The organism is Methylocaldum sp. MU1018 (assembly GCF_053646775.1).
The window spans coordinates 990,597-1,015,928 of the sequence record NZ_CM132195.1 but is presented as its reverse complement, the minus strand read 5'-3'; the positions used below and the strand labels follow the sequence as shown (position 1 = coordinate 1,015,928).

The following is a 25,332-nucleotide window of genomic DNA, read 5'->3' as shown; positions in this document are numbered from 1 at the left end:
TTTCCGCACTAGGAATCTTTGTTCACGCGCAAGACCGCCAAAAATGCCTCCTGCGGAATATCGATCTTGCCCACCTGCTTCATCCTTTTCTTGCCGGCTTTCTGCTTTTCCAACAGTTTCTTCTTGCGCGTGATATCGCCGCCGTAACACTTGGCCAGGACGTTTTTGCGCATCGCTTTTACCGAAGATCGAGCGATGATCTTCGAGCCGATCGCGGCCTGGATGGCCACTTCGAACATTTGCCTCGGAATCAGATCCTTCATTCGCTCGACGAGATCCCGGCCGCGGGTTTGACTGATATCCCGATGCACGATCAGGGACAGCGCATCCACCCGTTCGCCGTTGATGAGGATATCCAGTTTGACCAGCGGCGCCGCCTGGAAGCGTCTGAACTCGTAATCGAACGAAGCGAAACCGCGGCTGACCGATTTAAGCCGGTCGAAAAAGTCCAATACGATCTCGCTCAAAGGCAGTTCGAAACTGAGCGATACTTGTCCGCCCATGTACTGCATCTTTTTTTGTATGCCGCGCTTTTCGACGCAAAGCGTCATCACCGCGCCCAAATAATCCTGCGGCACCAGAATATTGGCTTCGATGATCGGTTCGCGGATTTCGACGATCTCGTTGGGCGGAGGCAGCTTGGACGGATTGTCGATCAGAATCGTCTCGTCGTCCGTTTTGAGCACCTCATACACGACGGTGGGCGCGGTCGTGATCAGATCGAGATCGTATTCCCGCTCCAGCCGCTCCTGGATGATTTCCATGTGCAGCATGCCGAGAAACCCGCACCGGAAACCGAAGCCCAAAGCCTGCGACGTTTCCGGCTCGTACTGGAGCGCGGCATCGTTGAGATGCAGTTTGTTCAAGGCTTCCCGGAGATTCTCGTAATCGTCGGATTCGACGGGATACAGCCCGGCGAACACCCGCGGCTGAACTTGTTGAAACCCCGGCAGCGGCGCCTGGCAAGGGCGGTCGGCCGCCGTGATCGTGTCGCCCACCGGCGCGCCGAAAATATCCTTGATGCCGGCCACGACAAAACCCACTTCTCCGGTCCGGAGAGTTTCTTTGTCCAAGGATTTCGGCGTGAAAACGCCCAGTTTTTCCACCAGATGGCTTTTCCCGGTGGACATGATGACGATCTTCTGCTTGCGGGAGATGGAACCGTTGACCACTCGCACCAGCGAAACGACTCCCAGATAGTTGTCGAACCAGGAGTCGATGATCAGCGCTTGCAAAGGCGCATCGGGATCGCCCTTTGGGGGCGGCACCTTGCTCACCAACTGTTCGAGAAGATCGTTGACGCCGAGACCGGTTTTGGCGCTGATTTTCAGGGACTCGTCGGCCGGCACCCCGATGATCTCCTCGATCTCTTTGCAAACCCGATCCGGTTCCGCCGACGGCAGGTCGATCTTATTCAGCACCGGAATCACTTCCAAGCCCTGCTCGATCGCCGTATAGCAGTTCGCCACGCTTTGCGCCTCCACGCCCTGCGCCGCATCGACCACCAGCAAAGCGCCTTCGCAGGCCGCCAGCGATCTCGATACTTCATAGGAGAAATCCACGTGGCCGGGCGTGTCGATCAGATTGAGCTGATAGGTCTCGCCGTTTTTAGCCGCATAGTTGAGCGTTACGCTTTGAGCCTTGATGGTGATGCCGCGCTCACGCTCGATATCCATCGAGTCAAGCACTTGGTTCAGCATCTCGCGATCGCTCAGCCCGCCGCAAATTTGAATGAAGCGGTCCGCCAGGGTCGATTTGCCATGATCGATATGAGCGATGATGGAAAAATTACGAATGTGTTGCTGATCGGTCACGGTCTCAATCCTTGAGCTTCATGGCCAGGAACAGCGAACCGCCGCGCCGCTGCACCAATATCGCAATCGACTTGTTTTTCGGCAATCCTCTTACAACCTCGTTGAAATGGTTCACGTCTTTAATGATTTGATCCTGAATACGAAGAATCACGTCGCCGCGGCGTATGCCCGAATCGTAGGCGGGGCCGGGATTGACCGCCTGCACCAGCACGCCATGATGCGGGACTTCCAACTGCTCCCGTTGCTCCACCGTCAAATTGGATACGCTAAGCCCTATACGGTCGAACGTCTGAGCCCCGGGAACTTCTTCGGCGCCCAAGAGAGTGCCTTCGTCCTCCGGCAATGAGCCTATCTTGATCTTTACATCGCGAGCGGAACCTTGACGGATAATCTTGACCGATGCCGTTTCGCCCACCTTGGTCATGCCCACCATGGGCGGCAGCGAAGACGAGCCAACCACTTCCTGCCCGTTGAATTCGGTAATGACGTCGCCGACCTGAATGCCTCCGGCCTCCGCAGGGCTCTTGGGCAAAACTCTCGATACCAGGGCGCCTTGCGGCTTTTTCATCCCGAAGGATTCGGCCAGTTCGCGCGTGACGTCCTGCACTTGCACGCCCAGCCAGCCTCGCGACACATGGCCCTGCGATTTCAACTGATCGACCACCTGCATGGCGACTTCGATCGGAATGGCGAATGACAGCCCCATGAAGCCTCCGGTGCGGCTGTAAATCTGAGAGTTCACCCCGACCACTTCGCCGTCCAGATTGAACAAGGGTCCCCCGGAATTGCCCGGATTGATCGCCACGTCGGTTTGAATGAAAGGTACGTAATTATCGCTCGGCAGGCTGCGGCCTTTGGCGCTGACGATGCCTGCCGTCACCGAATGATCGAAACCGAAAGGCGAGCCGATGGCCAATACCCATTCGCCGACCTTGAGCTTGTCGGCCGAGCCCATTTTCACGACCGGCAAATGATCCGCCTCTATCTTCAGTAGCGCGATATCGCTGCGCTTATCCGACCCCACCACTTTGGCCACCAGTTCCCGGCGGTCCTGGAGTCGTACGACGATCTCGTCGGCGTCCTTGACCACGTGATGGTTGGTCATGACATACCCGTCCTGAGAGACGACGAATCCTGACCCCAGGGATTTTACCTCGCTCGGCTGGCCGCCTCCCTCCCCGAAGAAGTGCCGAAAGAAATCGTCGAACGGAGTCCCTTCCGGGATTTCGATGCCCTCCGGCAACTGAGGTTCGGTAGCAGTCACCTTTTGCGAGGTACTGATGTTGACAACCGCCGCGCTGTTTTTCTCGACCAAGCCCGTGAAGTCGGGAAGCTGCGCGAGAGCCCCCCGCGACGAAAGCCCCATGAGGGAAAAACAAAGCACGAGGGCTAACCACCTGGTCTTAAGCATAAGAAACTCCCAAGTCTTCACGGACCTAAGCACGAATATAAAAGCGGATTTGACGTCAGCTAAGTTTACGGAGAACCACGGGGTGCAATTTGTCGCGGGACAGTACCCCGGTGGATTTCAAAAAGACAAAGGACAAAATCAGGCCCGTCGCGCCTCCGAACGCGCTGGCTCCATCACTCGAGATGGCGGATATCAGCGATGATGCGACGATGTCTCCCAATACCGCACCGAAAAACAAACCCAACAACGGGATCACGTACACCCGGAAGGATCCCTTTACGACCGCGTCAGCCTGAATTCCAAGCATAACGCGATCGCCGACACGAACTTCAATCGGCGAAAATACCTGCAAGCGAATTATCGGCGTTCCAAGATACCGGTCCACCGCAGCGGAGGCGCATGGCCGGGAACATCCCCCACAGGCGGATTTCCTCGGTTTTTCGACCCAAACTTTCCCGGCCTCCGTACGCGAGACGACAGCCTCTTCCTCAATCATGGAATGCGCTTGCCTGGAGATGTACGCCGCCAGCAATGGCCTGTACGGTTCTGACCGGCACTTCGCCCATTACCGTAACCAGATAGCGATCGATCTTGCGAGACTGAGCGTTTATGGCGCCTACCTTCCTCTGGTAATCCCCGATCGCATCACCGCCCGATTCATCGATGTAAATTGAAACAGAAGAAAAACCGTCGCTCAATAAGATATGCTCTATCGGGGATTCCGTCGGCGCACGAATCAGTCGCGTATAAGAAATCATCTGGAATCCATCGGGCACGCTTTTAAGCGCCCACTTCAACGACTCGAGCGGCATCGCCTCGCGTTGCTTGATTTGCCAGGTAAAAGCATCCACCCTGGTGGACACGTCCAGATCGGATTGCGGAATCAACTCTTCTATGCTCAGCGACGTGAACATCATCTGCTCGACGACCTGACCGTTCTCGCTTATAAGCTCGAATTTGAGCGGTAATTTGGATTCCAGATCCACCCAAATCCGGCGTGCGTATCGAAACTCGTCGCGAGGCTCAATACTGATCATCTGCGCCAACCGCTGGGCGACATATTCTTGCTCTCGAAGCTTGAAACCGTACTGCTTCGAGAGTTGTTTCAAATCCTCCGGCAATTCCAGCAAAACCGAGCGTCTTGACGGTTTGTTTTCGACAAAGACCGTTTTGGTATCGGGAAAATAGCAAGCCACTTTCTCCGCATTCCGCACGACTTCGCGGAGCGGACTGTTCATCGATACCAAACGCTCTTGCTCCGCGCCCCCGGCAAAGGCATGAAACAACTGAAAGCTCTCGACGTGCTCGTCTTTGAGATAAGCCACTATCCCCCGGTAATTCAAATGAATCACCGCTTGGCGCATGTCCGCCAGCCACCGAACGGCATCGCTCCGGGAAGGCTCCGCGCTTCCGCCAAAAGCCTCGGCAGCAAACACTATCAGGCAAAATTGCCATGCCAAAACGCGGCGTATGCGGAGCATATCCACAGAGAGATTGAAAAACGAGACCATTAATCCGAACTTAGCGTGAAGAGTCGTAGGCCACTAGGCGAGCATAAGGCAACATACCGGGAGCCCCTGCCAAATAAGCCGTTTCGTTGTGCGTAACGAGATAATCCTGGAATCGCGGATCGATCGACGGACGGGCGACGCCGGGGCCGACCAGCTCGGTTTGAGCCAACAATTCCGAACCTCGCACCGGAGAATATTCGGATATGGATTTTCCGACCAAAACCGCCACGACCGCCAAAGAAGCCGCCAATGCCGCCGTAACCGCGTTTTCGCGATAACGACGTTTTTCCGGTCTTGGGGCAAGAATCGCGGGTTCGCTGGCGAGCGCATCCCGGACCCGATCCACAAAATAGCCGTCGACGGGCACGATTTTCGCCGACCGCATCGCCTCGCTCACCAACCGGTAGCGATGCCACCGGTTGCGCAGATCGGCATCCTTCTCGATACAAGACAGCAAGGCCAACGAGTCGCTCTTGCTCAATTCTCCGTCAAGCAACAATGACAGCTGTTGTTTCAGATCATCATCCGACATGAACGCGCCCCCTATCCGAGTATAAATTTTAATTTCTTATCGATGGCTTCGCGCGCGCGAAAAATACGCGAACGCACGGTTCCCACCGGACAATTCATCACCTGAGCGATTTCGTCATAACTCAAACCGTCGAACTCTCGCAAACTTATCGCGGTGCGGAGTTCTTCGGGTAGTTCGTCCAGCGCAAACTGAATAACCTGAGCAAGTTCCTCGCTTAATACTACACCCTCAGGCGTTTCCTGGTCTTTTAGACGTACGGCGGACTCGAATTGTTCCGCCTCCTCGATCTCGATTTCGTCTTCGGAGGGGCGGCGTGCCCGCATCGCGATATGATTCTTCGCGGTATTGATCGCGATCCGGTACAACCACGTATAGAAAGCGCTTTCGCCGCGAAAGCTCGGCAACGCCCGATATGCTTTTATGAAGGATTCCTGAGCGACGTCCAAGGCTTCATGGGGATCCTTGATGTAGCGGTTGATCAGTTGCGCGATTTTGTACTGGTACTTTCGGACGAGAATGTCGAACGCCGTTTTATCGCCTCGCTGCACCCTCCGGACCAGTTCCTCGTCGAGTTGCTCTCCCATCGCGGGAACCCTTTCCCTATTTAACAGGGCACACGCGCAACCCAAAGGCCGCTTTTGTTCGAATACAACGAGCGGATGAAAAACACGGCTTATTAAAGAGTTTCATTAAGAGTGAGACGCGTGGCTTTGACGGAAAATGCTGCCAGGGACTGATGCACAACTGCATTGGCTTGATTCTGCAAGGAGAATTATCGTAGTTTCACAAGCACCGTTCAATGCGTATTTCGCCGTATCCTTCGAGAACTCCGCTTTCGGCCTCCATCGATATTCGGCTCATTATACGCCGCGAGCGTCGGAGTTTTCTCGCTGTTCGATTTATCATGCCGCCTGTTTTAGACGGCACGGTTTTACAGTACGATGACGGACCTGTCACAATGTCCTTCATTCATGTCATTCTCCACTCATGATGTTTTGATCGTCGGCAGCGGCGCGGCCGGTTTAAGCCTGGCGCTACGCATTGCGGACCATGCGCGCGTCGCGGTTTTGTCCAAGACGGCCCTGACCGAAACCAACACGCTTTATGCCCAGGGCGGCATATCCGCAGTGCTGGATGCCGATGACTCGATCGAATCGCACATACAAGACACGCTGAATGCCGGAGCCGGCCTTTGCGATCCGGACATCGTCCGATTGGTCGTTTCGCAGGGCCGGGAATGTATCGATTGGCTGCTGGCGCGAGGCGTTCCGTTCACCGAAGTGGACGCGGAAAACGGTCTTCACCAGCTTCACCTCACCCGGGAAGGCGGCCACACCCATCGCCGCGTCGTCCATGCGGCCGATGCCACCGGACGGGCCGTAGAAACCTCGCTGGCGCAACATGTCCGCGCCCATCCCAATATCGACTTGTTCGAGTTCCACAATGCGATCGATCTGATAACCGCCCCAAAGATCGGCTGCGGCGAGAATCGCGTATTGGGCGCCTATGTCCTCGACACCCACGCCAATGCCGTAAAGACATTCCGGGCGCGAGTCGTCGTTCTGGCCACCGGCGGCGCCAGCAAAGTCTATCTGTATACCAGCAACCCCGACATCGCGACCGGAGACGGCATCGCCATGGCCTGGCGGGCCGGCGCCCCCATTGCCAACATGGAATTCATTCAATTCCACCCGACCTGCCTCTATCATCCGCACGCCCGCTCGTTCTTGATTTCGGAAGCCGTGCGCGGGGAAGGCGGAAAACTGCTGTTGCCGGACGGCTCGCCCTTCATGCATCGGTTCGATCCCCGCGAGGAACTGGCTCCGCGCGATATCGTGGCGCGCGCCATCGATCACGAAATGAAGCGCCTGGGCATCGACTGCGTCTATCTGGACATCAGCCACAAACCCGCCGATTTCATCACAAGCCACTTTCCGACCATTTACGCGCGATGTCTGGAACTCAACATCGACATGACATCGCAACCGATACCGGTTGTACCGGCCGCTCACTACACCTGCGGCGGCGTTCGGACCGACCGCCGCGCGCGTACCGACGTACCGGGGCTTTACGCCATCGGAGAAACGGCCTGCACCGGTCTTCACGGCGCCAACCGCATGGCCAGCAATTCGCTGCTGGAGTGCCTGGCGTTTGCCAAACAGGCCGCCGAAGACATCATCGAGACGCTACCCGAAATCCCTCCCCCGCCCTACTTGCCGGGATGGGATGAATCCAAGGTGACCGACTCCGACGAAGAGGTCGTCGTCGCCCATAACTGGGATGAGATCCGGCGGTTCATGTGGGATTACGTGGGCATCGTCAGGACCGACAAGCGTTTGCAGCGGGCGCTGCGCCGCGTCGAACTGTTAAAGCAGGAAATCGCCGAGTACTACGGCAATTTTCGGGTCACCAGCGATTTGCTGGAACTGCGGAACCTGGTCATCGTGGCCGAACTGATCATCCGCTCGGCCCTGTTGCGCAAGGAGAGCCGAGGGCTTCATTTCACGCTGGATTATCCGGGCCCGAACGATCGGGAGCCGCCCCGGAACACCGTCATCTACCCTTGATCCGCCGGACGCGAGAGGCGGTCTCGCTTGCGGCGATGTGCAGCCCTCCAGGACCGGCACCGCATCGGGCGATCCCGCTTCAACGATGCGCGCCCGCCCGCCGGTACATGCTGACCGGAACGCGCCGGGCGCCCCAATCTCCGGGCTTTTCCTCGAATACCCCGGCGCAAGGCGTATGGCATGCGTTGCAAGCGCCTTGCGGCGTCAAATTCCATTCCGACAGTTCATACCAATCCCGCCCGATGAGCAATTGCCCGCACTGGTGGCAATAAGTGCTGTTGCCGGATTTGCTGTGAACGTTTCCCACATAGACGTACCTGAGACCGTTCTTCATGGCGATACGCCGGGCCCGAACCAGGGTATCCGGCGGGGTGGATGGCTTGTCCATCATCTTCCAGTCGGGATGAAAGGCGGAAAAATGGAGAGGGACCTCCGGCCCCAGTTTCTCGATCACCCATTGCGTCAAGATCTCCAACTCTTGATCCGAGTCGTTTTCGCCGGGAATCAGCAAGGTCGTCATTTCCAGCCACACGGACGTTTCATGCTTGATGTATTGCAAGGTTTCCAACACCGGCTGCAAACGGCCGCCGCAAATCTTGCGGTAAAACTCGTCGGTGAACGCTTTCAGGTCGATGTTCGCGGCGTCCATCGCATCATAAAACTCGACCCGCGGTTCGGCGCACAAATAACCGGCCGAGACGGCGACCGATTTGATGCCGCGTTTTCGGCATTCCTTGGCAACGTCCACGGCATATTCATGAAAAACCACCGGGTCGTTGTAGGTGTAAGCCACGCTACGGCAGCCCAGGTCTTTCGCCGCCAGGGCAATGGCCTCGGGGGAAGCCCGATCCATCAGGGAATCCATCTCCCGCGACTTGCTGATGTCCCAGTTTTGGCAGAACTTGCACGCCAGGTTGCATCCGGCCGTGCCGAACGAGAGCACCGGCGTACCGGGAAGAAAGTGATTCAGCGGCTTTTTTTCGATCGGATCGATACAGAACCCGCTCGACCGTCCGTAAGACAACAAAACAATCTTGCCGCCGACATTGCCGCGGACGAAACACAGCCCTCGCTGTCCGGCGTGCAGCTTGCAAAATCGGGGACACATCGTGCATTCCACACGGCCGTCGTCCAGCGTACGCCAGTAGCGAGTAGGAAAGCCCGCTTCCGTTTCGATGATCCGGTTCATGACTCCCACCACACTCGTCGAATAAACCCGATTTGTAAAATGTGGCCCACTCGGTGCCGGTCGATAGTGAGCGGTTGGCCGGCGTCTCTCCATCCATAGAGAACATTGCGATGAAGAACATGCGCCACCCCGCCGTCGCCGGACTTTATCCACCCGGCCGACGAACATCGGCTTCGCGCTATGGTTCGGAATTTTCTACGGGATGCGAACACGGCCGGGCAACCGCCGAAGGCCATCGTCCCGAACCGGTCGCCGCCAACGCCCATGCCCTGCCGGAACAAGACCGGAATGCCGCTCGCCGCGTGCTTTTGATGGGCCATTCTCGCACGCTCGGCTTTCGGAGGCATCGCGGACGGTTACGCCGCTCCTCTGGGCAATACCCCTATAGACTGCGCCGCTATCGAAAAGATTCTCGATTTGCCGTTCGTCAAAAACTTGGATGAGGCGCGTCCGTCCCAACATAGCCTCGAAGTTCGCCCGACTTTCCTGCAGGCGGTTCAGAACAGGATTCCCTTGGCCGCGGAGTTTGCCGCACCATTCGGGATCGGCGCGATGCTCGAACGGCTTGGGGACGGCCCGATATTGAAAGATGGGCTCAGGCGGGAGACTTTTCTGCCGGCAGTCCGGGAATCGCTGCCCGATCCCAAGACGTTTTTGCGGCATCCGAAATTGAAAGCCGGTCTCTCCGAGGATTGCCGGTCCGAATCGAAATCACCGATCGGATTCGACATGGAATTTTTCGCCCCAGCCAAGCCGTCGAGCCATAGACCCGGAGAGTGAAATCGCGGGTTACGTATTTTGGAGGCCGGGCGGCGTCCGGCCTCCAAAAACAAGATCAATAACCTTCTTTTTCAATAAGGTATCGTTGTACCGCCGATTCGTACACTTCGGTCGAGATTTTCGGCCCGTACACCACCGTCTGACAATGCTCCTCGACGATGATGCTCAGCAATCTAAAGGCATTCCGCGGCGTCAACTGGCGCACGATGAATTGGGCCTTGCTTTCTCCCTCGTCCTCGAAAAGGTCCGCCAGCTTGATCGGCGCGCTTCCCGGTTTCCGGGAAACGTTCATGCGCTTTTCGATCAGCCGAATCATATTGTCGGCGGACCAGTTGATGGAGGAGATCGTCTTGATGCGATCGCTTCGATAATACTTCTTGAGGTCGTGCAATTCGTACGGCAGGAACAGGATGATGCCGAGGTGATCGATCTGGAACAGCTGATCGTCCAGAATGGGCGTCACCAGCTCGCGCATCTTTTCCGGATCGCCCTTGATGCTGGTGGGCTCGTCCACTCGATCGACCAGTAGATAAACGCCGGACAGTCCGAAATACCTGACCAGGTCCATGTAGCTTTTGAGCAGCGTGAACCGGTTCTCCGTCATCCTTGGAATGCCGTGGAACTCGAACAGTCCCGGCCCGATTTCCTGGATGATTTTGAACATGTTTTCGACCGAAACCGGAACACCGCGGATATTCCGATAAATCTCTCCGGCCAGGAGCTTCGCCTGCTTGTTGGAGAAAAAGCTGTTCCGCTTCTTGTAACCCGCGATGCCGATCAGCTTTCGAAGCGCGGTGATCTTGCTCGAAAGATCGTTGGGAGAAAAATAAAGCGCCGTAAGCAATATGAATTTCTCGGCGAACTCCCGATCGTCCTTGAGCATGTCCTCCTTTTGAGCTTCGGTGATGTTGCGGTACAACTCCTCGATGCCCAGCTTGAGGATATAATCCAGATGGTCGTCCAGGGTGATTTTGCTCTCCCGGATGAGCACCTCCTCCTTTCTTCGCCGAAACATCTTCGCCAGCCCGGGCCTTCTTGGAGAATATTCGGCCGGAAGCTTCCTGACCTTGGTGACTTCGCTGAGCAGTTCGTTGAATTCCACGTACTTGACGACGAGCACCCTGTCCTGAAACTGGCTGAGATAGCGCTCGGTATCGATCCGCATGGAGGATTTTCCGGCTCCGCGGATAGCGAAAATAACGTATGGGCTGGGCTTGTCCAAATGGAGCAAAGCCGATCGCAGCGACGTGTTTTCCACCATCGCCGCCTGCAGATAGGGATCGCGGTCTGCGTCGAAGATTACGAAGGGATGATGCTCAAACTGCCATACATGCAGCCATTCTTTAATTTCCATCAGGCTCTCGATGAGTTCTTATTCGTCGGATTCTGTCGGATAGTCCGCTATCGCCCCGATGCATGCCCCGAAATCAGGAAGGCTCTGAGCTCCGCTATTCCAGGCTAACCGCACCCTGTGGCTGCCGAACTATAGCACAGTTCAGATCGATTCCGGTCGCCTCATGTACTCGGAGCGGCCGCTTTACACTCGACCGCCGGGCGCCCTCGGCAAGCGGAGCATCAAGCCGCGGGCCGCATCCTTCTCCGCCCGACGGGCCTCCCCCCACGCTTGAACGGCAGGTGAAACGAAGCTACCCTTGGGCGCATCTTCACGACTACCCGTAAAACATGAGTGACGCAACAGACAAACCAAACTCGGGCTTAGAAAATTCCGAGACCGACACCGAACTCAAGCCCGGCTGGAAACCCCTGCTCTGGTTCGGAATCAGCCTGGTCATAGCGGTCGTCGCCGCGGAATTGATACTGGAATTCTCATTCCAAATCCTCGAACTGCTCGGAAGCGCCATCTTCTTCATCGTGGAGGGCAGCGAAGAGATCTTCATCGAAGACAAGCTGGAGGACTGGTTCGACCTTTCGCCACGCCATGCGGAACTCATTACCGCCTGGACAATGACTCCGCTCAAAATATTGCTCGGCATCCTCGTTTTAAGATGGTTCTGGCGGTATAGCCGAACCAGGCTCGTTCCGGCCCTCGCGAGATGGATAAAAAAACAGCTCAGGATTCTGAACCTGTCCTGGTCTGCTCTTTGGTGGCCGTGGAAAGGTCTGATCGTAAGCATGCTGATAGGCAGTCTATTTGTCTTGATCTAACCCGGCGCGGGCCGAACCGGCCGCATCCGCGATCGAGCTCCCGCCGAACTCCAACACAGAAAAAACGAAAGTGCTTTTCCCGGAGCGGCGGATTCGCGCCCCGGGAAGAAGCGCTTGAAGGAACCGAAGCGACTTATGCGGTCTTACGGCCCGGAAAAGCGCCGCGATCATTTCCCGTCGGCGTGCCTCCAGCCCATGCGCGGCGCCGGCGTACGCCAAAGGCGCTCCGCATCGCTCGGGCGCTGCCATTAACACAACCGCTCGGATAAGATACGATTAACTTGAAGCCGAACGCTCAAGCGCCCGTAGCTGATCGTTTTCGGAGTGTTTGAAAGTATTCTTGGTAGCGAGCGACTCAGAGATTTGTTATGTCCGATAATTTACAGCCCATCACAGTCCTGGCCAGCCGAAGCGAGCTCGGCGTGCAAGAGCCGTCCGCTTTCTTCCTCGGTGACCGGCGCATAGAAGTCGTGGAGGTGATAGATCGTTGGCTCGCCTCCGATTATGGATATTTCAAACTGCTGACCACGGACGGCATTTACATTCTCCGCCACGACAGCGATCAGAACCGCTGGGCACTCACCCTGTACAAACAGTCTGAATTCCTGCCGGTCTTGGACGTCGGCAAAAAACCGAGAATTCACTGACGTTTTTCCCGGTCACGAACTGCGGCGGGCATGGGAATCCGAAATTCGTTCATCGAGATGTTGCCCGCCGACATTCTTAAAGCCCAACTCGCCCCCCCCTCGAGACTCTTCGACAGGCTCGACAAACCCCGGATAGACTCCGCCGCCGTCGCGTCTCGATAAAAATCCGGCGCACGGCGCGACACCGGCAGAGGCCATAGAGAAACAACCGCCCGGGCGGTTCAACGGAATCTCATTTCCGCCGGTTTCGGAAACCTTTGTCGCCCGTACGCCGACGCCCGGCGCGCCGGTCCGCAGCCGGCTTTTCCGTTTCCAACTCCACGGAGCGCATCAACCCGGCGACATCTTCGGGGGGAAGCTCGTACGACGCCCCCGCCCTCAACCGGGGCGGCAGGGCGATTCCGGCAAACCGCGTGCGAATCAATCGGCTTACCGTGATCCCCTGGGATTCCCAAAGTCTCCGGACGATACGATTGCGCCCTTCTCTCAAGGTGACATGAAACCATCGGTTGGCGCCCTCGCCGCCCGCCGGCTCGATCGTCTCGAACCGGGCCGGCCCGTCTTCCAGGGCGATGCCGTTCGACAGCCGGGTCAACATCTCGTCGCTGATCGGCCCGAGGACCCGAACCGCATATTCCCGCTCGATCTCCCGCGACGGGTGCATGAGGCGGTTGGCCAGTTCGCCGTTATTGGTGACCAGCAGCAGGCCCTGCGTATTGATGTCGAGACGTCCGACGGCAATCCAGCGGCCGGTCGACGGTTTGGGCAAGCGGGTAAAGATCACCGGCCGCCCTTCGGGATCGCGGCGGCTGACCACTTCTCCGGTCGGCTTGTGATAGATGAGCACCCGGGTCGGCACTTCGGATCTTCTTGGCGATATCGACCGGGCGGCCGTTGATCGTGACGTGATCGCCGCTACGGTATCGATCTCCCAGTTCGGCCGGCTTGCCGTTGATCGATATCCGGCCGGCCCTGATCCATTCCTCGATTTCCCGGCGCGAGCCCAGCCCGACCTGAGCGAGAACTTTCTGAATCCGCTCGCCGGCTCGGTCCGACGGCGGGCGTGTGCTCAAGGGCGCTTTGATCTTACTCGGTCGATTCGGCATTCGCATTTTCGGTCACTGGATTGTCTGGCGGCGCCGCTTGCAGCGCCAAGTCGTCTATGAATTCCTGGAGCGGCGGCAGCTCGCCGAGGTTCTTCAGATTGAAATAGTCCAGGAACTCCTTGGTCGTGGCGAGCAGCGCCGGTCGTCCCGGAACCTCTTTGTGCCCGACCACCTGTATCCACCCCCGCTCCTGAAGCGTCCGAACGATGCCCGAGCTGACGGCGACGCCGCGAATATCCTCGATTTCGCCGCGGGTAACCGGCTGGCGGTAAGCAATGATGGCAAGGGTTTCCAGGAAGGCGCGCGAATATCGGCCGGGCCGCTCCTCGAACAGCCGCGAAACCCAGGGGGAAAACGACTCCCGCACCTGGAGCCGATATCCGCTCGCCACCTGTCTCAATTCGACCGGCCGGCTGCGGCAATCTTCGGCCAACGCCGCCAAGGCGGCTTGCAGTTCCGCGGGCTCGGGCCGCTCGTTTTCGGCGAACAGATTTTCCAGCGCGGCAAAGGATAAAGGCCGGCCCGCGGCCAGCAGCGCTGCCTCGAGGATTTGCTTCAGTTCCACGTCAATCGACATCGGACGCCACCAGCGGCTTGACTCGCAATTCGCCCAGCGGTTCTTCCTGAATGATCTCGATCAAGCGTTCCTTGCTCAGTTCGAGGATGGCCAGCAACGATACGACCGCGCCGTGCCGCCCTTCCCTGCGTTCGAACAGGCTGGAGAACGGGATCAGCAACTGGGTCTGCAGTCGGGCCAGTATGCTCGACATGCGCTCGCGCACCGACAGCGGCTCGCGCCGGATATGATGGTGCGTCAACCGCTCGGCGCGCCGCAGCACCTCTTGGAAAGCCAGGAGCACTTCTTTCAAGTCCACTTCGGGATAAACCTTTTTGACCTTGATCGCGCCGGTGTCCGTCGACGTTTCGAAAACGTCGCGCTCGCACCGCGGCAAGGCATCGAGTCGTTGGGCCGCGTACTTGTAGCGTTCGTATTCCTGAAGACGGCGCGCCAGTTCGGCGCGCGGGTCTTCCTCTTCCTGCTCCGGGCCCGCCGGCCGCGGCAGCAGCATGCGCGATTTGATCTCGGCGAGAATCGCCGCCATCAGCAAATACTCGGCGGCAAGCTCGATGCGAAGCTCGCTCATCATCTCGATGTAAGCGATGTACTGGCGCGTGATGTCGGCGATCGGGATATCCACCACGGACAGATTCTGCCGGCGAATCAAATAGAGCAGAAGATCGAGCGGGCCTTCAAAGGTTTCCAGGAATACTTCCAGCGCATCCGGAGGAATGTAGAGGTCTTCCGGCAATTCGGTGAGCGGCGTACCGTTGACGAGAGCCAGCGGCGCGACGCCTGCCGTGCCCTCGCCGGCAGGCTGTAAATCGGCCTGCCGCATTTCCCGCTCCTGCCCCGATCCGCTCGCAACGGTTTTGTCACGATTCGCCGGCTCGATCATCTACAGGCCGGCAAACCCGAAAAGCAACCGTTGCATAAAATGAATCGGGAAACCCAGAATCATGGACAATCCTCCGGTAGCGATCAGCGCCAGCAGGATAAAGAAGCCGTAGGGCTCGATCTGGCTGAACTTGATGGCGAGCCTGGGCGGCAGAAGGCTCGCCGCAATGCGCCCTCCGTCGAGCGGCGGAATCGGCAGCAGGTTCAAAAGCATCAGGATGATATTGATCACGATGCCGGCGATGGCCATGAGTCCCAGCGGCACCGATACGTAATCGAAGTCCATCGCGCTGGACAAGCGGGCAATGAGCGCCCAGGCGATCGCCATCAACAAATTCGCGGCGGGCCCGGCCACCGCGACCAGCGCCATGTCCCGCTTGGGGTTGCGCAGCTTGCCGAAATCCACCGGCACGGGCTTGGCCCAGCCGAAGATGAAACCGCCCAGCGCCAGCAGCACGCCGGGGACCAGCAAGGTGCCCACCGGATCGATATGGTGCAGCGGATTCAAGGAAAGCCGGCCGAGCCGTGCCGCCGTGTTGTCGCCCAGCATCCTGGCGACCCAGCCGTGGGCCACCTCGTGCAAGGTGATGGCGAACAGAAGCGGGAGAATCCAGACGGCGAAACGTTGAGCGAAAGTAAGTTCTTCCATTGGTGCAATCTTTGAAGGAATGAACGGGGTTATTGAAGCGAACCGACGACACCCGATCCTTGCCGGATGATTTCCGGCGTATCTTCGATAAAGCCGATGATGGTGGTCGGCGCGTAAGCGACATTTCCCGCGTCGATGATCAAATCCGCCTCTTTCCCGAGGCGGTCGCGAATATCTTCAGGGTCGGTCATGGCGTCATCTTCGCCCGGCAGAATCAGCGTCGAACTGAACAAAGGCTCGTTCAACTCCGCCACCAGCGCCAGGGTGATCGGGTTGTCCGGCAAGCGGATGCCGATGGTCTTGCGCTTCGCGTGTTGCAGGCGCCGCGGCGTTTCGCGGGTCGCTTTGAGAATGAAGGTGAACGGACCCGGCGTCAGCGATTTGATCAGCCGGAACGCTTCGTTATTGATCTTCGCGAAAGTCGAAATCTGCGACAGATCCCGGCATACCAAGGTGAAGTTGTGATCTTCTGACAACTGCCGAATGCGCCGAATGCGCTCCAGCCCGGTTTTGTTGTCCATTCGGCAACCGAGCGCATAGGACGAATCGGTCGGAAAAACGATCACGCCCCCTTCGCGAACGATCTCGATGCTCCGGCGCACGAGCCGGAGCTGCGGATTCTCCGGGTGAATCTGAAAATATTGAGCCATTCGGATAGTTTACTATAGCGAGCCCCTTCCCAGAGACTTTTCCCTTGCGCCGCTTCGCCGCATCGGGCCCGGCGGCACAGCAATCAGCCGGACGGCGTCCGGGATGCCGGCTTCTTCGCCACGTTGTCGCGCAGATAGACCGGCAGCGCCTGTTCCGGCGCCACGAACAGCCCTTTGAGAAATGCGTCGGCGCCGAGACGGGCGATCATGGCCGCCCGCGGAAAGCGATCCGACAAGATCCTTCTCGCGTTGCCGCCCAGACGCTCGGCGAGAACCGGGCCGTAAGTTCCCCATCCACTGCCGATGCCGGCGCCCTCGGCGTGCTCGGGAAACGAAACCCGCTCGGCCGGCAGCACCGATTCTTCGCCGAGCAGCTCGGCCAACCCGAACGCTCCCCTTTGGTGGACGCCCCAATAGACTTCGCCCATGCGGGCATCGATACACGGAAACGCGACTGTTTCTCCGGTCTCGAACAAGGCGTCCTGCGCCAGGGCGGCCAGGGTCGAAACCGGGACCACCGGCAGATCGGCGCCGAAAGCGATGCCCTGAGTCACGCCGGCCGCGATGCGGACGCCGGTGAACGAGCCGGGCCCGCGCCCGAACGCCAGGGCATCGATTTGCGAAATTCCGATTCCGGCTTCGGCCAGCAAGGATTCGATCATGGGCAGAATCAGCCGATTGTGCTGCTGCGGCGCCACTTGGTAACGTTCGACGACGGCATCGTCGACCAGCAAGGCGGCCGAACAGGCTTCCGTCGCGGTTTCGATGGCCAGAATTTTCATACCGCAGTCTCTTTTTCGAATTCGCTGGAGAAAAACCGCTGCACGTCCGAAAGCGAGCGCGTCCGCGGCGTATCCGGCAGGCTGTCGAGAAACACCTTTCCGTAGGAGCGGGACAAAATCCGCGGATCGCACAGCATGAGCACGCCGCGGTCCGCCTGATCCCGGATCAGGCGACCCACGCCTTGCTTGAGGGCGATGGTCGCGGCCGGAAGCTGATAAGTGGCGAACGGATTCAGCCCATTGCGGCGGAGGGTTTCGAGCCGGGCGTTGAGCACCGGGTCGCTGGGCGAAGCGAACGGCAATTTATCGATGATGACGCAGGACAGCGCCGGTCCCGGAACGTCGACCCCTTCCCAAAAACTTCCGGTACCGAGCAGGATGCCGTTGCCGGCCCGCTTGAACGCTTCCAGGAGCACCGCTTTCGGCCGGCTGCCCTGAACGAACAACGGATAATCGAGATGCTGCGCGATCAGAGCGGCGGCTTCCGAGAGAGCCTGATGCGAGGTGAACAACATGAACGCTCTGCCCCGGCTGGCCGCCAAAACCGGCAGCGCGGACCGCACCACGGCCTGCGTGAACCCGTCGGACGCCGGGTCCGGGAGCCCCGGAGGCAAAAACAGCAGGCACCGCGTCCGGTAATCGAACGGGCTGTCCCAGGCCCGGCATTCGGCGGCTCCGAGACCCAGTTGTCCGACGAAATGATCGAACCGGCCGCTCACCGTGAGCGTCGCCGATGCGAAAATCCAGGCGGCTTGGCTGTGCTTCCGAAAGCGCGCGAATTCCCCGGCGATGGCCAAAGGGGTCCGGTTCAGGGAAAAACTGTGCTTATGCACCTCGAACCAGCGCACGGCCGCGCCGCCTTCGTCCTTGTCGAAGGTCTCCAGGCGCGCGATCAATTCCGTGCAGCGTTTCCAGCACGATTCCAGACCTTTGCTGCGAACCGCCGCCGCTTTCAGGATTTCTTCGAGATCGTGCAGATGCCGGCGCAGCTCGGCCAGTTTTCCGGCGACCGCCGAATCGCCCGCCACCCGGTGCCACGCCTCCCGCCGCGACGGATCGCCCAAGGCCTGCCGCAACTCCGCCGTCAATTGCTCCAGCAGTTCCGCCTCTTCGAGCAACTGCGGCATATCCTTCGCGTTTTTGAGCCGCTCGACGAGGATGTCGTCCGCTAGCCCCTGTATCTGACGGGAGCTGATGTTCAAGCCGAGAAACTGGATCGCCGATTCGACGAATTGATGGGCCTCGTCCACCACGATCGCCTCGCAGTCGGGCAAAAGCTCGCCGAAGCCGTCGTTTTTCAAGGTCCAGTCGGCCCACAGGAGATGATGATTGATCACCAGAATATCGGCGTCCTGGGCGCTGCGGCGCGCCTTCACCAAAAAACAGTCTTCGTAGTGCGGACATTCCTGGCCCAGGCAGTTATCGCCGGTTGATGTCACCGAAGGCCAGAGCACCGAGGATTCGGGCACATTGGCCACCTCGGCGACGTCGCCGGTGCGGGTGGTCTTGCTCCAGCGCCGGATGGATTCGAGGGCGTGCGCCTCGCGCGGGCCGTAACCCGCCTTGAATCCTAAGACATTTTCCAGGCGGTACAGGCACAAATAATTGGCGCGCCCTTTCAGCAGCACCGCCTTGAACGGCACCGCCAGGGCCTGCCGGACCAGAGGCAAGTCCTTACGGAAAAGCTGATCCTGGAGAGTCTTGGTGGCGGTCGAGACGATCACCTTCTTGCCCGACAGAGCCGCGGGGGCCAGATAGGCCAAAGTCTTGCCGGTGCCGGTCCCCGCTTCGGCGACCAGACAGCTTTTGCCGTCGATCGCCCGCTTGACGGCTTGCGCCATCTCCGCCTGCGCCTCTCGCGGGCGGAATCCCGGCAGGCATCGGGCGAACGGCCCGTCCTCTCCCAAAATCCGCAACAGATCCTGCAACTCAGTTCCCGGCTTGCTGCTCGGCCTGCGCCGCGCCGGCCGGATCGCCTTTCGCGTGGCGCGCTTGAGCGATGATGGACCAGTTCTTTTGAGTCAGCGGCTGGCTTCCCTTGGCAAGCTGATTCGATTTTTTCGCCAGATCCTCGGCCAGGCCGGGCTGGTGCTGCTGAAGCCGAATCTCGGCCAACTGATGCCACAGCAGAGGATTGCGCGGCTGTATGCGTATCCCCCGCTCCAGCGCGGAGGCGGCATTGTCCAGTTGCCCGCTTTTGCGGTTATCCGCCGCCTCGCTCAACAAGGCCAGAACGGCCGGCGACGACGCCACCGGCTCGCTTCTGACCGACGGCCTCGCTCTCGCCGGCGGCGCCGGAACTTCTCTGATCGCAGCCGGAGGGAGCGCCGGCTGCCGCTGAGCGGTGGATTCGCCCGGTATTTGGCCGGGCTCGGGAATCCCGCGTGGCTGGTTCGATACGCTGACGCAGGCGGCTTGCAAAAGCAGCCCCGCGACAAGAATGGGACGATAGGCTTTGGTCATGTTGAAATGATGATTCATAGACAAGGCGCAAGAAATCAAGAGTCGATGTGTCATTCGCCGGACGGTCCGCCCGGGACGCCCTCGCAAGAACGGGGAGAATACAGGACATCGCCATCGGGCTCCATCCTTTGCTGGATTGGACCGATCATCCGGCGAAATTGCTGAAAACTACCCGAATTCGCGCCGAAACGGGATTTCCGGCCGCGACCGCGGTGTTAGAATTCGGCGATCATCCTTGAGAAAACGGTCATGTCCCTCATCCGCCCTTTCGCCGCTCTCCGCCCCGCAACCGGCCGCGCCGCGGAGGTTATCGCCCCGCCTTACGACGTGCTCGATACCGAGGAAGCCAGAATGCTGGCGGCGGGCCGTCCCTGGAGTTTCCTGCACATTTCCAAGCCGGAAATCGATTTGCCGCCGGGAACCGACGTTCATGCTCCGGAAGTTTATGCCAAGGCCGCGGAAAACCTGAAGCGGATGCTGGACTCCGGCGTGCTAAAACGGGACGACCGGCCGCTCTATTACGCCTATCGTCTGGTCATGGGCGATCATACCCAACTGGGTCTGGTCGCGACGGCCAGCGTAGCCGCCTACGACGCCAACCGCATCCGCAAACACGAGTTCACCCGCCCCGACAAGGAGGACGACCGGGTACGCCAGATCATCGCGCTGAACGCCCAGACCGGCCCGGTACTGCTGGCCTACCCCAATGCGCCCGAGGTCGGCCGATTGCTGGCGGAAACCGCCGAACAAGCGCCCGAAGCCGATGCCGTGGCGGAGTCCGGCGTGCGGCATACGCTCTGGATCATTCGCGACGAACGCGACATCGCCCGGCTCACCGAACTATTCGAGGCGATGCCGGCGCTTTACATCGCCGACGGACATCACCGCTCCGCCGCGGCCTCGCGGGTTGCGGCTTCGCGCCGGCAATCCGCTTCCGGCCGTGCCGGGAACGCGAGCTACGACTACTTTCTGGCGGTGATGTTTCCCCACGGCCAGATGCGCATCATGGATTACAACCGGCTGATCAAGGATTTGAACGGCTTGGACGAAGCCGAGTTTCTGCGCCGGGTGTCCGAACGCTTCGCCATCGCGAAAGCCGACGGTCCGGTGAAGCCGAACAATCCCGGCGAGTTCGGCCTATATCTGACCGGATGCTGGCGCAGGCTGACCGCAAACCCCGATTCGATCCCCGCCGACCCGGTGGCGCGGCTCGACGTCAGCCTTCTGCAAGACCGCCTCATTGCGCCCGTTCTGGGCATTGCCGACCCTCGCCGCGACCGGCGGATCGATTTCGTCGGAGGCATCCGGGGATTGAGCGAGTTGGAGCGCCGGGTGGATTCCGGCGAGATGGCCCTGGCGTTTTCGCTGCGCCCCACCCGCATGGAAGACCTGATGGCCGTGGCCGACGCAGGAAAAGTCATGCCGCCGAAATCGACCTGGTTCGAACCCAAGCTGGCCGACGGGTTGGCCTCTCACGTGCTGGATTAGGCCAAGCGATGAAGAAGGGCCGAAGCCGCGACGCCTTTGGCTCGATATCGGTCAATCCGCTTCTTTCGTTTGCGGACTTTCATTCCGATCCGGCGCCGTCCGGTTCAGGAAATCCCGAAACCATCTGGGATTGATCAGGAGGACATACATCAGGAACAGCTCGCTGAGCGGCAGAAAGAGAAGAAAGTAATGAGTGAGCAGCAGCGCAAGGCAAACAAGCAAGCGGCTCAGCAATCCGAAACGGGACATCCTTCTCCTCCGTCGGCCATCGGCCGCTCGATTTGCCGGCGCTTGTCCTAGAGAATCGCCTGCTTTTGGCCGCTTCGCAGCGCCGTCCGGCAGCCCGCAAGCTCGGCAACCTGCATTGGCTTTCTTCCGGCCGCTGCGCCGCCGGCCATTCGTCTCGCGCTTACAGACTCGTCGGCGTCGGTGGGAGGAACCTATGGGCGTGCTCGTACCGCTCTTGGCAGTCGTGGCATCTCGGAGCGGCGGGATTGGCCTTCAGCCGCGGATAGCCGATCGCCTCCTCGCAATCGATACAGATGCCATACTCGTTGTTGCCGATTCTGAGCAGAGCGGCGTCGATGGCCTGAAGCTCGCGAATGTGCCGGTCGATGATGGCCAGATTGAGGTCCACCAGCAAGTCCGCGACGGATTCCTCCTCCATGTCGTGGACCTGTCCGGCGAGATCGATGTATTGCTCGTCGTCCGAAGCCAGGAGTTCCTGCCGGATTTCCTCCCTGAGTTCCCGAAAGCGGCTCTTGAGCGCCTGTTTCAGTTCGTTGATCTGGAAATCCGAGAGTATTGCATTCATGGTCGTTCTCCATCCGAATCCGTTGGTTCGGCACGCATGTGCCTGGTGAGCGGCACGAAGGCCACGTCCAAAATGCTGCGGGTTTCGAGCCGCTCCTGTTCGTCTTTCTTCACCAGCATCAGTTCCTGATGGCAATAGGGCAGCCCGATCGGGATCACCATGCGGCCTCCGGCCTTGAGTTGCGCCAGCAAGGGTTCCGGAAGATACGGGGCGGCCGCCGTGACGATGATGCCGTCGTAAGGCGCATGTTCCGGCCAGCCGTGATAACCGTCGCCGGCGCAAGCCTCGACGTTGGCGTATCCGAGGCGCCTCAGCCGTTCCTTCGCCTGCTCGGCCAGTTCCGGAATGATTTCCATCGTATAAACCCGTTTCACCAGCCGCGACAGCACCGCGGCCTGATAACAGGAACCGGTGCCGATCTCCAGAACGATATCGTCCGGTTCGGGATCGATAAGATCGGTCATCAGAGCCACCATGTACGGTTGGGAGATGGTTTGGCCGTAACCGATCGGCACCGGTTCGTTCGCGTAGGCATAAACCTTGGACTCGGAAGGCACGAAACGATCCCGGGGGACTTTTCGCATCGCGTCCAGCACCCGCGGATTCAGCCTGTCCTTGCCGATGAGATACCGGGTGAGCGTGACTTCCCGTTCGATCTCGCGCACCATTTGGGACAATTTCGTCATAAGAACCTCGCCTGGTCCGAGCGGCGGAATAGGCTTATCTTACGCCCTATCGAACGATAGGGATCAAACATGATCACCCGATTTGTCTGCGCCGGGAGTTTGAACGTGGATCTCACGTTTCCGGTCGAGCGCCTGCCGGAAGAACACGAGAAGCTGCGCTGCCGGGAAAGCGCGCTGGACTACGGCGGCTCGGCCGCCAACGCGGCCTACTGGCTGGCGCGACTCGGACAGCCGGTGCGGATGCTCGGGTGCGTGGGCGACGATCCTTTCGGCGCTCTCGCCGTCGCCGCGCTCGCCGACGCCGGCGTGGAAACCGGCCTGATTCAGCGAACCGGCCGGAGCCTGACGGGCATCGCCGCCATTTTTGCGAACCCGGACAGCAAGCGCATGGTCACTTCGGGCGGGGCGAACGCCTACTTCAACCCTGCGGAGACCGACAGCCGGATTTTCGGCCCCGGCGTTCATTTGCACGTGGCAACGCCGCTGAGCGGGATCGCCTTGCCGTTGATCCGCATGGCCAAAGAAAAGGGTTCGACCGTCTCCTGCGATCTGGACGAAGGTCCCACGGAGGACATGATCCCCTGGCTGGATTGGGTCTTCATGAATCACTCCGAATTGCGCCGCTGGGCCGGCTCCAGCGACCCGCGCGAAGCGCGGAAGCGTCTCTCACCTTCAACCGTTCTGATCGTTACCCAGGGAGCCCGCGGAGCGGTGGCATCGGGGCCGACCGGCGAGTACGCCCATCCCGCGTTCCCGACGGCCGTGGTCGACCGGACCGGCGGCGGCGACACTTTCGACGCCGGGTTTCTATACGGACTCGCCCAAGGCGCCGCTCCCGAATCCTGCCTGCGCCTCGGCTTGCTTCTCGCTGCCCGGGTGATCGCGCACGAGGGGAGCCGTCCCCGTGCGGTCGATGCGGCACAAGTCCTCGGATCTGCCTGGAGGTCGCCCTGAATGCCAGGCCTTGCGCTTACGGCATGGCCTTTCCCGACATTCGAAAGGATGCAGCGGTGACGGCCCCGGAAATCCAATGGGCGGATTTCTTGCAATGGGCCCTACCGCGCCTGGAGCTGCGCTGGCCGGGATTCCGCAAAGTCCGGCGCCAGGTGATCAAGCGCATCGCCCGGCGCATCGAGGAATTGCAGTTGGGTGATGTCGGAGGCTACCGCCGCTATCTTGAAGTTCGCGCGGACGAATGGTCGCGGCTCGACGGTTTCTGCCGGATCACGATCTCCCGCTTTTACCGCGACCGCCGGATCTTCGATATCCTCGCCTGTAATGGATTGCCGGAGTTGATCCGCCTATGCCGGGCCCGCGGCGAACGCCGGCTCCTCTGCTGGAGCGCGGGCTGCGGCGCGGGCGAGGAAGCCTACACGCTGGTTCTGATCTGGGCGCTCAGGATCGCGCCGCAAGTTTCGGATATCTCGTTCGAACCGATCGCCACGGATGCCGATCCGGATCAGATCGCGCGAGCCCGGCGCGGCTGTTACCCGCCGAGCAGCCTCAAGGAATTGCCTTCGCTTTGGCGCGGCCTCGCCTTTACGGAGGAGCAGGGACGGTATTGCATCAAGCCGGAATATCGCCGACCGGTGAACTGGGCCGTGCAGGATCTGCGCAAGACCATGCCGGACGGTCCCTTTGATCTCATCCTCTGCCGGAACCTGGCGTTCACCTACTTCTCGGCCGCCTTGCAGCGGGAAACCCTGCGCCGTCTCGACGCGCGCCTCACGCCGGGGGGCCTGCTCGTTATCGGCGCGCACGAATCGCTGCCCGAAGTCCCGCCCGGCTGGAGTCCTTGGTCGCCGGGGCTGCCCATCTACGGCAAAGGTCGGTAATCCGGATCGCTTTCGAGCATCGGGCCGCCGTTCCGGATGGAAAAATTTCTTCTGATGCGCGCCGGATCGATCGGAGGGCTTTCCCGCCCGATCGACGATCGGGCGATGGATTTCCGCTTTAAACTTCTCGCCGCTTTGCAAACCTAAAGAATGGACGGAGTCGATTTCGATTCGACTTGCCTCCGGCCCGAAACGATCCCGACGATATTCGGGCTTCTGGCCGATAGAACGAAATCTCGGCATATGACGACGAGGTCGCAGTGATGAATTCCGAAGCGGATCCCATTGTCGGCAACTGGTATCGACATCTGGACAAGGGTCAAGTCTTTCAGGTCATTGTCGTGGACGAAGAAGCGGATTCGGTGGAAATCCAGCATTTCGACGGCGACGTGGAAGAGATGGATTTCGAGGCGTGGTATCGTCTCGAAATCCAGCCGATCGAGGTGCCGGAAAATTGGAGCGGGCCGCTGGACGTCGCGGAAATGGACGATCTCACCGGCACCGAAGTCTCCGATACGCCGCCCGAGGACTGGAGCGAGCCTCTGGAAGAAATCGAGAAGCCCCAGGAGCGGCCTGCCGAAGAAAGCTCCAAAGAAGCGGAAAACCACTGGGGCGAAGGCTTCCCGGAGGAAGAACCGTTGCAGCAGGAACCCGCTGCGGAAACGCCGGAAGAACCCGGCGAGGAAAAGCCGAGGCGAGAGAGCGGCGAACCCTGGTTGCCGGATTGAGCGCGCTTTTCCGGAAGTTCGGCCACAAGGACTTACGCCGGAGATCGCCGTCTGGACG

General features: G+C 59.6%; 27 protein-coding genes and 1 pseudogene. 8 read left to right on the top strand and 20 right to left on the bottom strand.

What is annotated here, in order from left to right; translation table 11 throughout:
• Positions 1-8: 8 nt before the first annotated feature.
• From lepA to ACWJKU_RS04755, 4 genes are read right to left on the bottom strand one after another with little or no spacing between them, the layout of a single operon-like run.
• Positions 9-1,814, bottom strand: coding sequence for a translation elongation factor 4 (lepA, locus tag ACWJKU_RS04770; protein WP_454146286.1), 1,806 nt, complete (start codon positions 1,812-1,814; stop codon positions 9-11).
• Between the two features lie 4 nt (positions 1,815-1,818).
• The gene (locus tag ACWJKU_RS04765) at positions 1,819-3,225 is read right to left on the bottom strand and encodes a DegQ family serine endoprotease (RefSeq protein WP_454146284.1); all 1,407 of its coding nucleotides are present in this window, start codon (positions 3,223-3,225) and stop codon (positions 1,819-1,821) included.
• A 55-nt stretch (positions 3,226-3,280) separates the two neighbouring features.
• Complete coding sequence (locus ACWJKU_RS04760) at positions 3,281-3,721, bottom strand: SoxR reducing system RseC family protein (protein ID WP_454146282.1); 441 nt, start codon at positions 3,719-3,721, stop codon at positions 3,281-3,283.
• The gene (locus ACWJKU_RS04755) at positions 3,714-4,589 is read right to left on the bottom strand and encodes a MucB/RseB C-terminal domain-containing protein (protein WP_454146280.1); all 876 of its coding nucleotides are present in this window, start codon (positions 4,587-4,589) and stop codon (positions 3,714-3,716) included. Before ACWJKU_RS04755 ends, ACWJKU_RS04760 begins: the two co-directional genes overlap by 8 nt.
• Here ACWJKU_RS04755 and ACWJKU_RS04750 point away from each other — a divergent pair.
• Positions 4,503-4,739: a hypothetical protein gene (locus ACWJKU_RS04750; protein ID WP_454148208.1), complete on the top strand. Its 237-nt coding sequence runs from the start codon at positions 4,503-4,505 to the stop codon at positions 4,737-4,739. The genes ACWJKU_RS04755 and ACWJKU_RS04750 overlap by 87 nt on opposite strands.
• A gap of 7 nt (positions 4,740-4,746) precedes the next feature.
• Here the strand turns inward: ACWJKU_RS04750 and ACWJKU_RS04745 are convergent, their stop codons facing one another.
• Complete coding sequence (locus tag ACWJKU_RS04745; RefSeq protein WP_454146278.1) at positions 4,747-5,268, bottom strand: sigma-E factor negative regulatory protein; 522 nt, start codon at positions 5,266-5,268, stop codon at positions 4,747-4,749.
• Positions 5,269-5,279: 11 nt separating this feature from the next.
• Positions 5,280-5,852, bottom strand: coding sequence for an RNA polymerase sigma factor RpoE (gene rpoE / locus ACWJKU_RS04740; protein WP_454146276.1), 573 nt, complete (start codon positions 5,850-5,852; stop codon positions 5,280-5,282).
• 387 nt (positions 5,853-6,239) lie between these two features.
• Here rpoE and nadB point away from each other — a divergent pair, with 387 nt between their 5' ends.
• Complete coding sequence (nadB, locus tag ACWJKU_RS04735) at positions 6,240-7,835, top strand: L-aspartate oxidase (RefSeq protein WP_454146274.1); 1,596 nt, start codon at positions 6,240-6,242, stop codon at positions 7,833-7,835.
• A gap of 79 nt (positions 7,836-7,914) precedes the next feature.
• Here nadB and amrS read toward each other — a convergent pair whose 3' ends face one another.
• Together amrS and ACWJKU_RS04725 are read right to left on the bottom strand one after the other, a co-directional pair.
• Positions 7,915-9,024, bottom strand: coding sequence for an AmmeMemoRadiSam system radical SAM enzyme (gene amrS / locus ACWJKU_RS04730; RefSeq protein ID WP_454146272.1), 1,110 nt, complete (start codon positions 9,022-9,024; stop codon positions 7,915-7,917).
• Positions 9,025-9,859: 835 nt separating this feature from the next.
• Positions 9,860-11,158 (bottom strand): hypothetical protein, encoded by a 1,299-nt coding sequence (locus ACWJKU_RS04725; protein ID WP_454146270.1) that lies wholly within the window; start codon positions 11,156-11,158, stop codon positions 9,860-9,862.
• Positions 11,159-11,487: 329 nt separating this feature from the next.
• Here ACWJKU_RS04725 and ACWJKU_RS04720 point away from each other — a divergent pair, with 329 nt between their 5' ends.
• Positions 11,488-11,970 (top strand): hypothetical protein, encoded by a 483-nt coding sequence (locus ACWJKU_RS04720; protein ID WP_454146268.1) that lies wholly within the window; start codon positions 11,488-11,490, stop codon positions 11,968-11,970.
• 368 nt (positions 11,971-12,338) lie between these two features.
• Positions 12,339-12,617: a hypothetical protein gene (locus ACWJKU_RS04715; RefSeq protein WP_454146266.1), complete on the top strand. Its 279-nt coding sequence runs from the start codon at positions 12,339-12,341 to the stop codon at positions 12,615-12,617.
• Between the two features lie 232 nt (positions 12,618-12,849).
• Here the strand turns inward: ACWJKU_RS04715 and ACWJKU_RS04710 are convergent, their stop codons facing one another.
• The 9 genes and pseudogenes from ACWJKU_RS04710 to ACWJKU_RS04670 form a co-directional block, all read right to left on the bottom strand.
• The gene (locus ACWJKU_RS04710) at positions 12,850-13,476 is read right to left on the bottom strand and encodes a pseudouridine synthase (protein WP_454146264.1); all 627 of its coding nucleotides are present in this window, start codon (positions 13,474-13,476) and stop codon (positions 12,850-12,852) included.
• A 103-nt stretch (positions 13,477-13,579) separates the two neighbouring features.
• Positions 13,580-13,723 (bottom strand): annotated as a pseudogene (locus ACWJKU_RS04705) (S4 domain-containing protein); the annotation flags it as partial.
• Positions 13,704-14,300, bottom strand: coding sequence for an SMC-Scp complex subunit ScpB (gene scpB / locus ACWJKU_RS04700; RefSeq protein ID WP_454146262.1), 597 nt, complete (start codon positions 14,298-14,300; stop codon positions 13,704-13,706). The gene scpB and the pseudogene ACWJKU_RS04705, both read right to left, overlap by 20 nt.
• Positions 14,290-15,120 (bottom strand): segregation and condensation protein A, encoded by an 831-nt coding sequence (locus tag ACWJKU_RS04695; protein ID WP_454146260.1) that lies wholly within the window; start codon positions 15,118-15,120, stop codon positions 14,290-14,292. The genes scpB and ACWJKU_RS04695 overlap by 11 nt, the downstream gene beginning before the upstream one ends.
• Before the next feature lie 60 nt (positions 15,121-15,180).
• Entirely contained in the window at positions 15,181-15,828 is a 648-nt protein-coding gene (locus ACWJKU_RS04690; protein ID WP_454146258.1) for a site-2 protease family protein, read from the bottom strand.
• 29 nt (positions 15,829-15,857) lie between these two features.
• Complete coding sequence (locus ACWJKU_RS04685) at positions 15,858-16,478, bottom strand: L-threonylcarbamoyladenylate synthase (protein WP_454146256.1); 621 nt, start codon at positions 16,476-16,478, stop codon at positions 15,858-15,860.
• 83 nt (positions 16,479-16,561) lie between these two features.
• The gene (tsaB, locus tag ACWJKU_RS04680; RefSeq protein WP_454146254.1) at positions 16,562-17,260 is read right to left on the bottom strand and encodes a tRNA (adenosine(37)-N6)-threonylcarbamoyltransferase complex dimerization subunit type 1 TsaB; all 699 of its coding nucleotides are present in this window, start codon (positions 17,258-17,260) and stop codon (positions 16,562-16,564) included.
• A complete protein-coding gene (locus ACWJKU_RS04675) occupies positions 17,257-19,188 on the bottom strand; it encodes an ATP-dependent DNA helicase (protein WP_454146252.1) in 1,932 nt (643 codons plus the stop codon). Before ACWJKU_RS04675 ends, tsaB begins: the two co-directional genes overlap by 4 nt.
• A gap of 1 nt (position 19,189) precedes the next feature.
• Entirely contained in the window at positions 19,190-19,741 is a 552-nt protein-coding gene (locus ACWJKU_RS04670; RefSeq protein ID WP_454146250.1) for a hypothetical protein, read from the bottom strand.
• 231 nt (positions 19,742-19,972) lie between these two features.
• Here ACWJKU_RS04670 and ACWJKU_RS04665 point away from each other — a divergent pair, with 231 nt between their 5' ends.
• A complete protein-coding gene (locus ACWJKU_RS04665; RefSeq protein WP_454146248.1) occupies positions 19,973-21,211 on the top strand; it encodes a DUF1015 domain-containing protein in 1,239 nt (412 codons plus the stop codon).
• Between the two features lie 51 nt (positions 21,212-21,262).
• Here the strand turns inward: ACWJKU_RS04665 and ACWJKU_RS04660 are convergent, their stop codons facing one another.
• From ACWJKU_RS04660 to ACWJKU_RS04650, 3 genes are all read right to left on the bottom strand, one after another.
• Positions 21,263-21,460: a hypothetical protein gene (locus ACWJKU_RS04660; protein WP_454146246.1), complete on the bottom strand. Its 198-nt coding sequence runs from the start codon at positions 21,458-21,460 to the stop codon at positions 21,263-21,265.
• A 160-nt stretch (positions 21,461-21,620) separates the two neighbouring features.
• Entirely contained in the window at positions 21,621-22,025 is a 405-nt protein-coding gene (locus ACWJKU_RS04655; RefSeq protein WP_454146244.1) for a TraR/DksA family transcriptional regulator, read from the bottom strand.
• Complete coding sequence (locus ACWJKU_RS04650) at positions 22,022-22,711, bottom strand: protein-L-isoaspartate(D-aspartate) O-methyltransferase (protein ID WP_454146242.1); 690 nt, start codon at positions 22,709-22,711, stop codon at positions 22,022-22,024. The genes ACWJKU_RS04655 and ACWJKU_RS04650 overlap by 4 nt, the downstream gene beginning before the upstream one ends.
• 69 nt (positions 22,712-22,780) lie before the next feature.
• Here ACWJKU_RS04650 and ACWJKU_RS04645 point away from each other — a divergent pair, with 69 nt between their 5' ends.
• From ACWJKU_RS04645 to ACWJKU_RS04635, 3 genes are all read left to right on the top strand, one after another.
• A complete protein-coding gene (locus ACWJKU_RS04645; protein WP_454146240.1) occupies positions 22,781-23,665 on the top strand; it encodes a carbohydrate kinase family protein in 885 nt (294 codons plus the stop codon).
• 56 nt (positions 23,666-23,721) lie between these two features.
• Entirely contained in the window at positions 23,722-24,546 is an 825-nt protein-coding gene (locus ACWJKU_RS04640; protein WP_454146238.1) for a CheR family methyltransferase, read from the top strand.
• A 263-nt stretch (positions 24,547-24,809) separates the two neighbouring features.
• Positions 24,810-25,274 carry a DUF6763 family protein gene (locus tag ACWJKU_RS04635; RefSeq protein WP_454146236.1) on the top strand — a complete coding sequence of 155 codons (465 nt, stop codon included), beginning with the start codon at positions 24,810-24,812 and terminating at the stop codon, positions 25,272-25,274.
• Positions 25,275-25,332 lie beyond the last annotated feature (58 nt).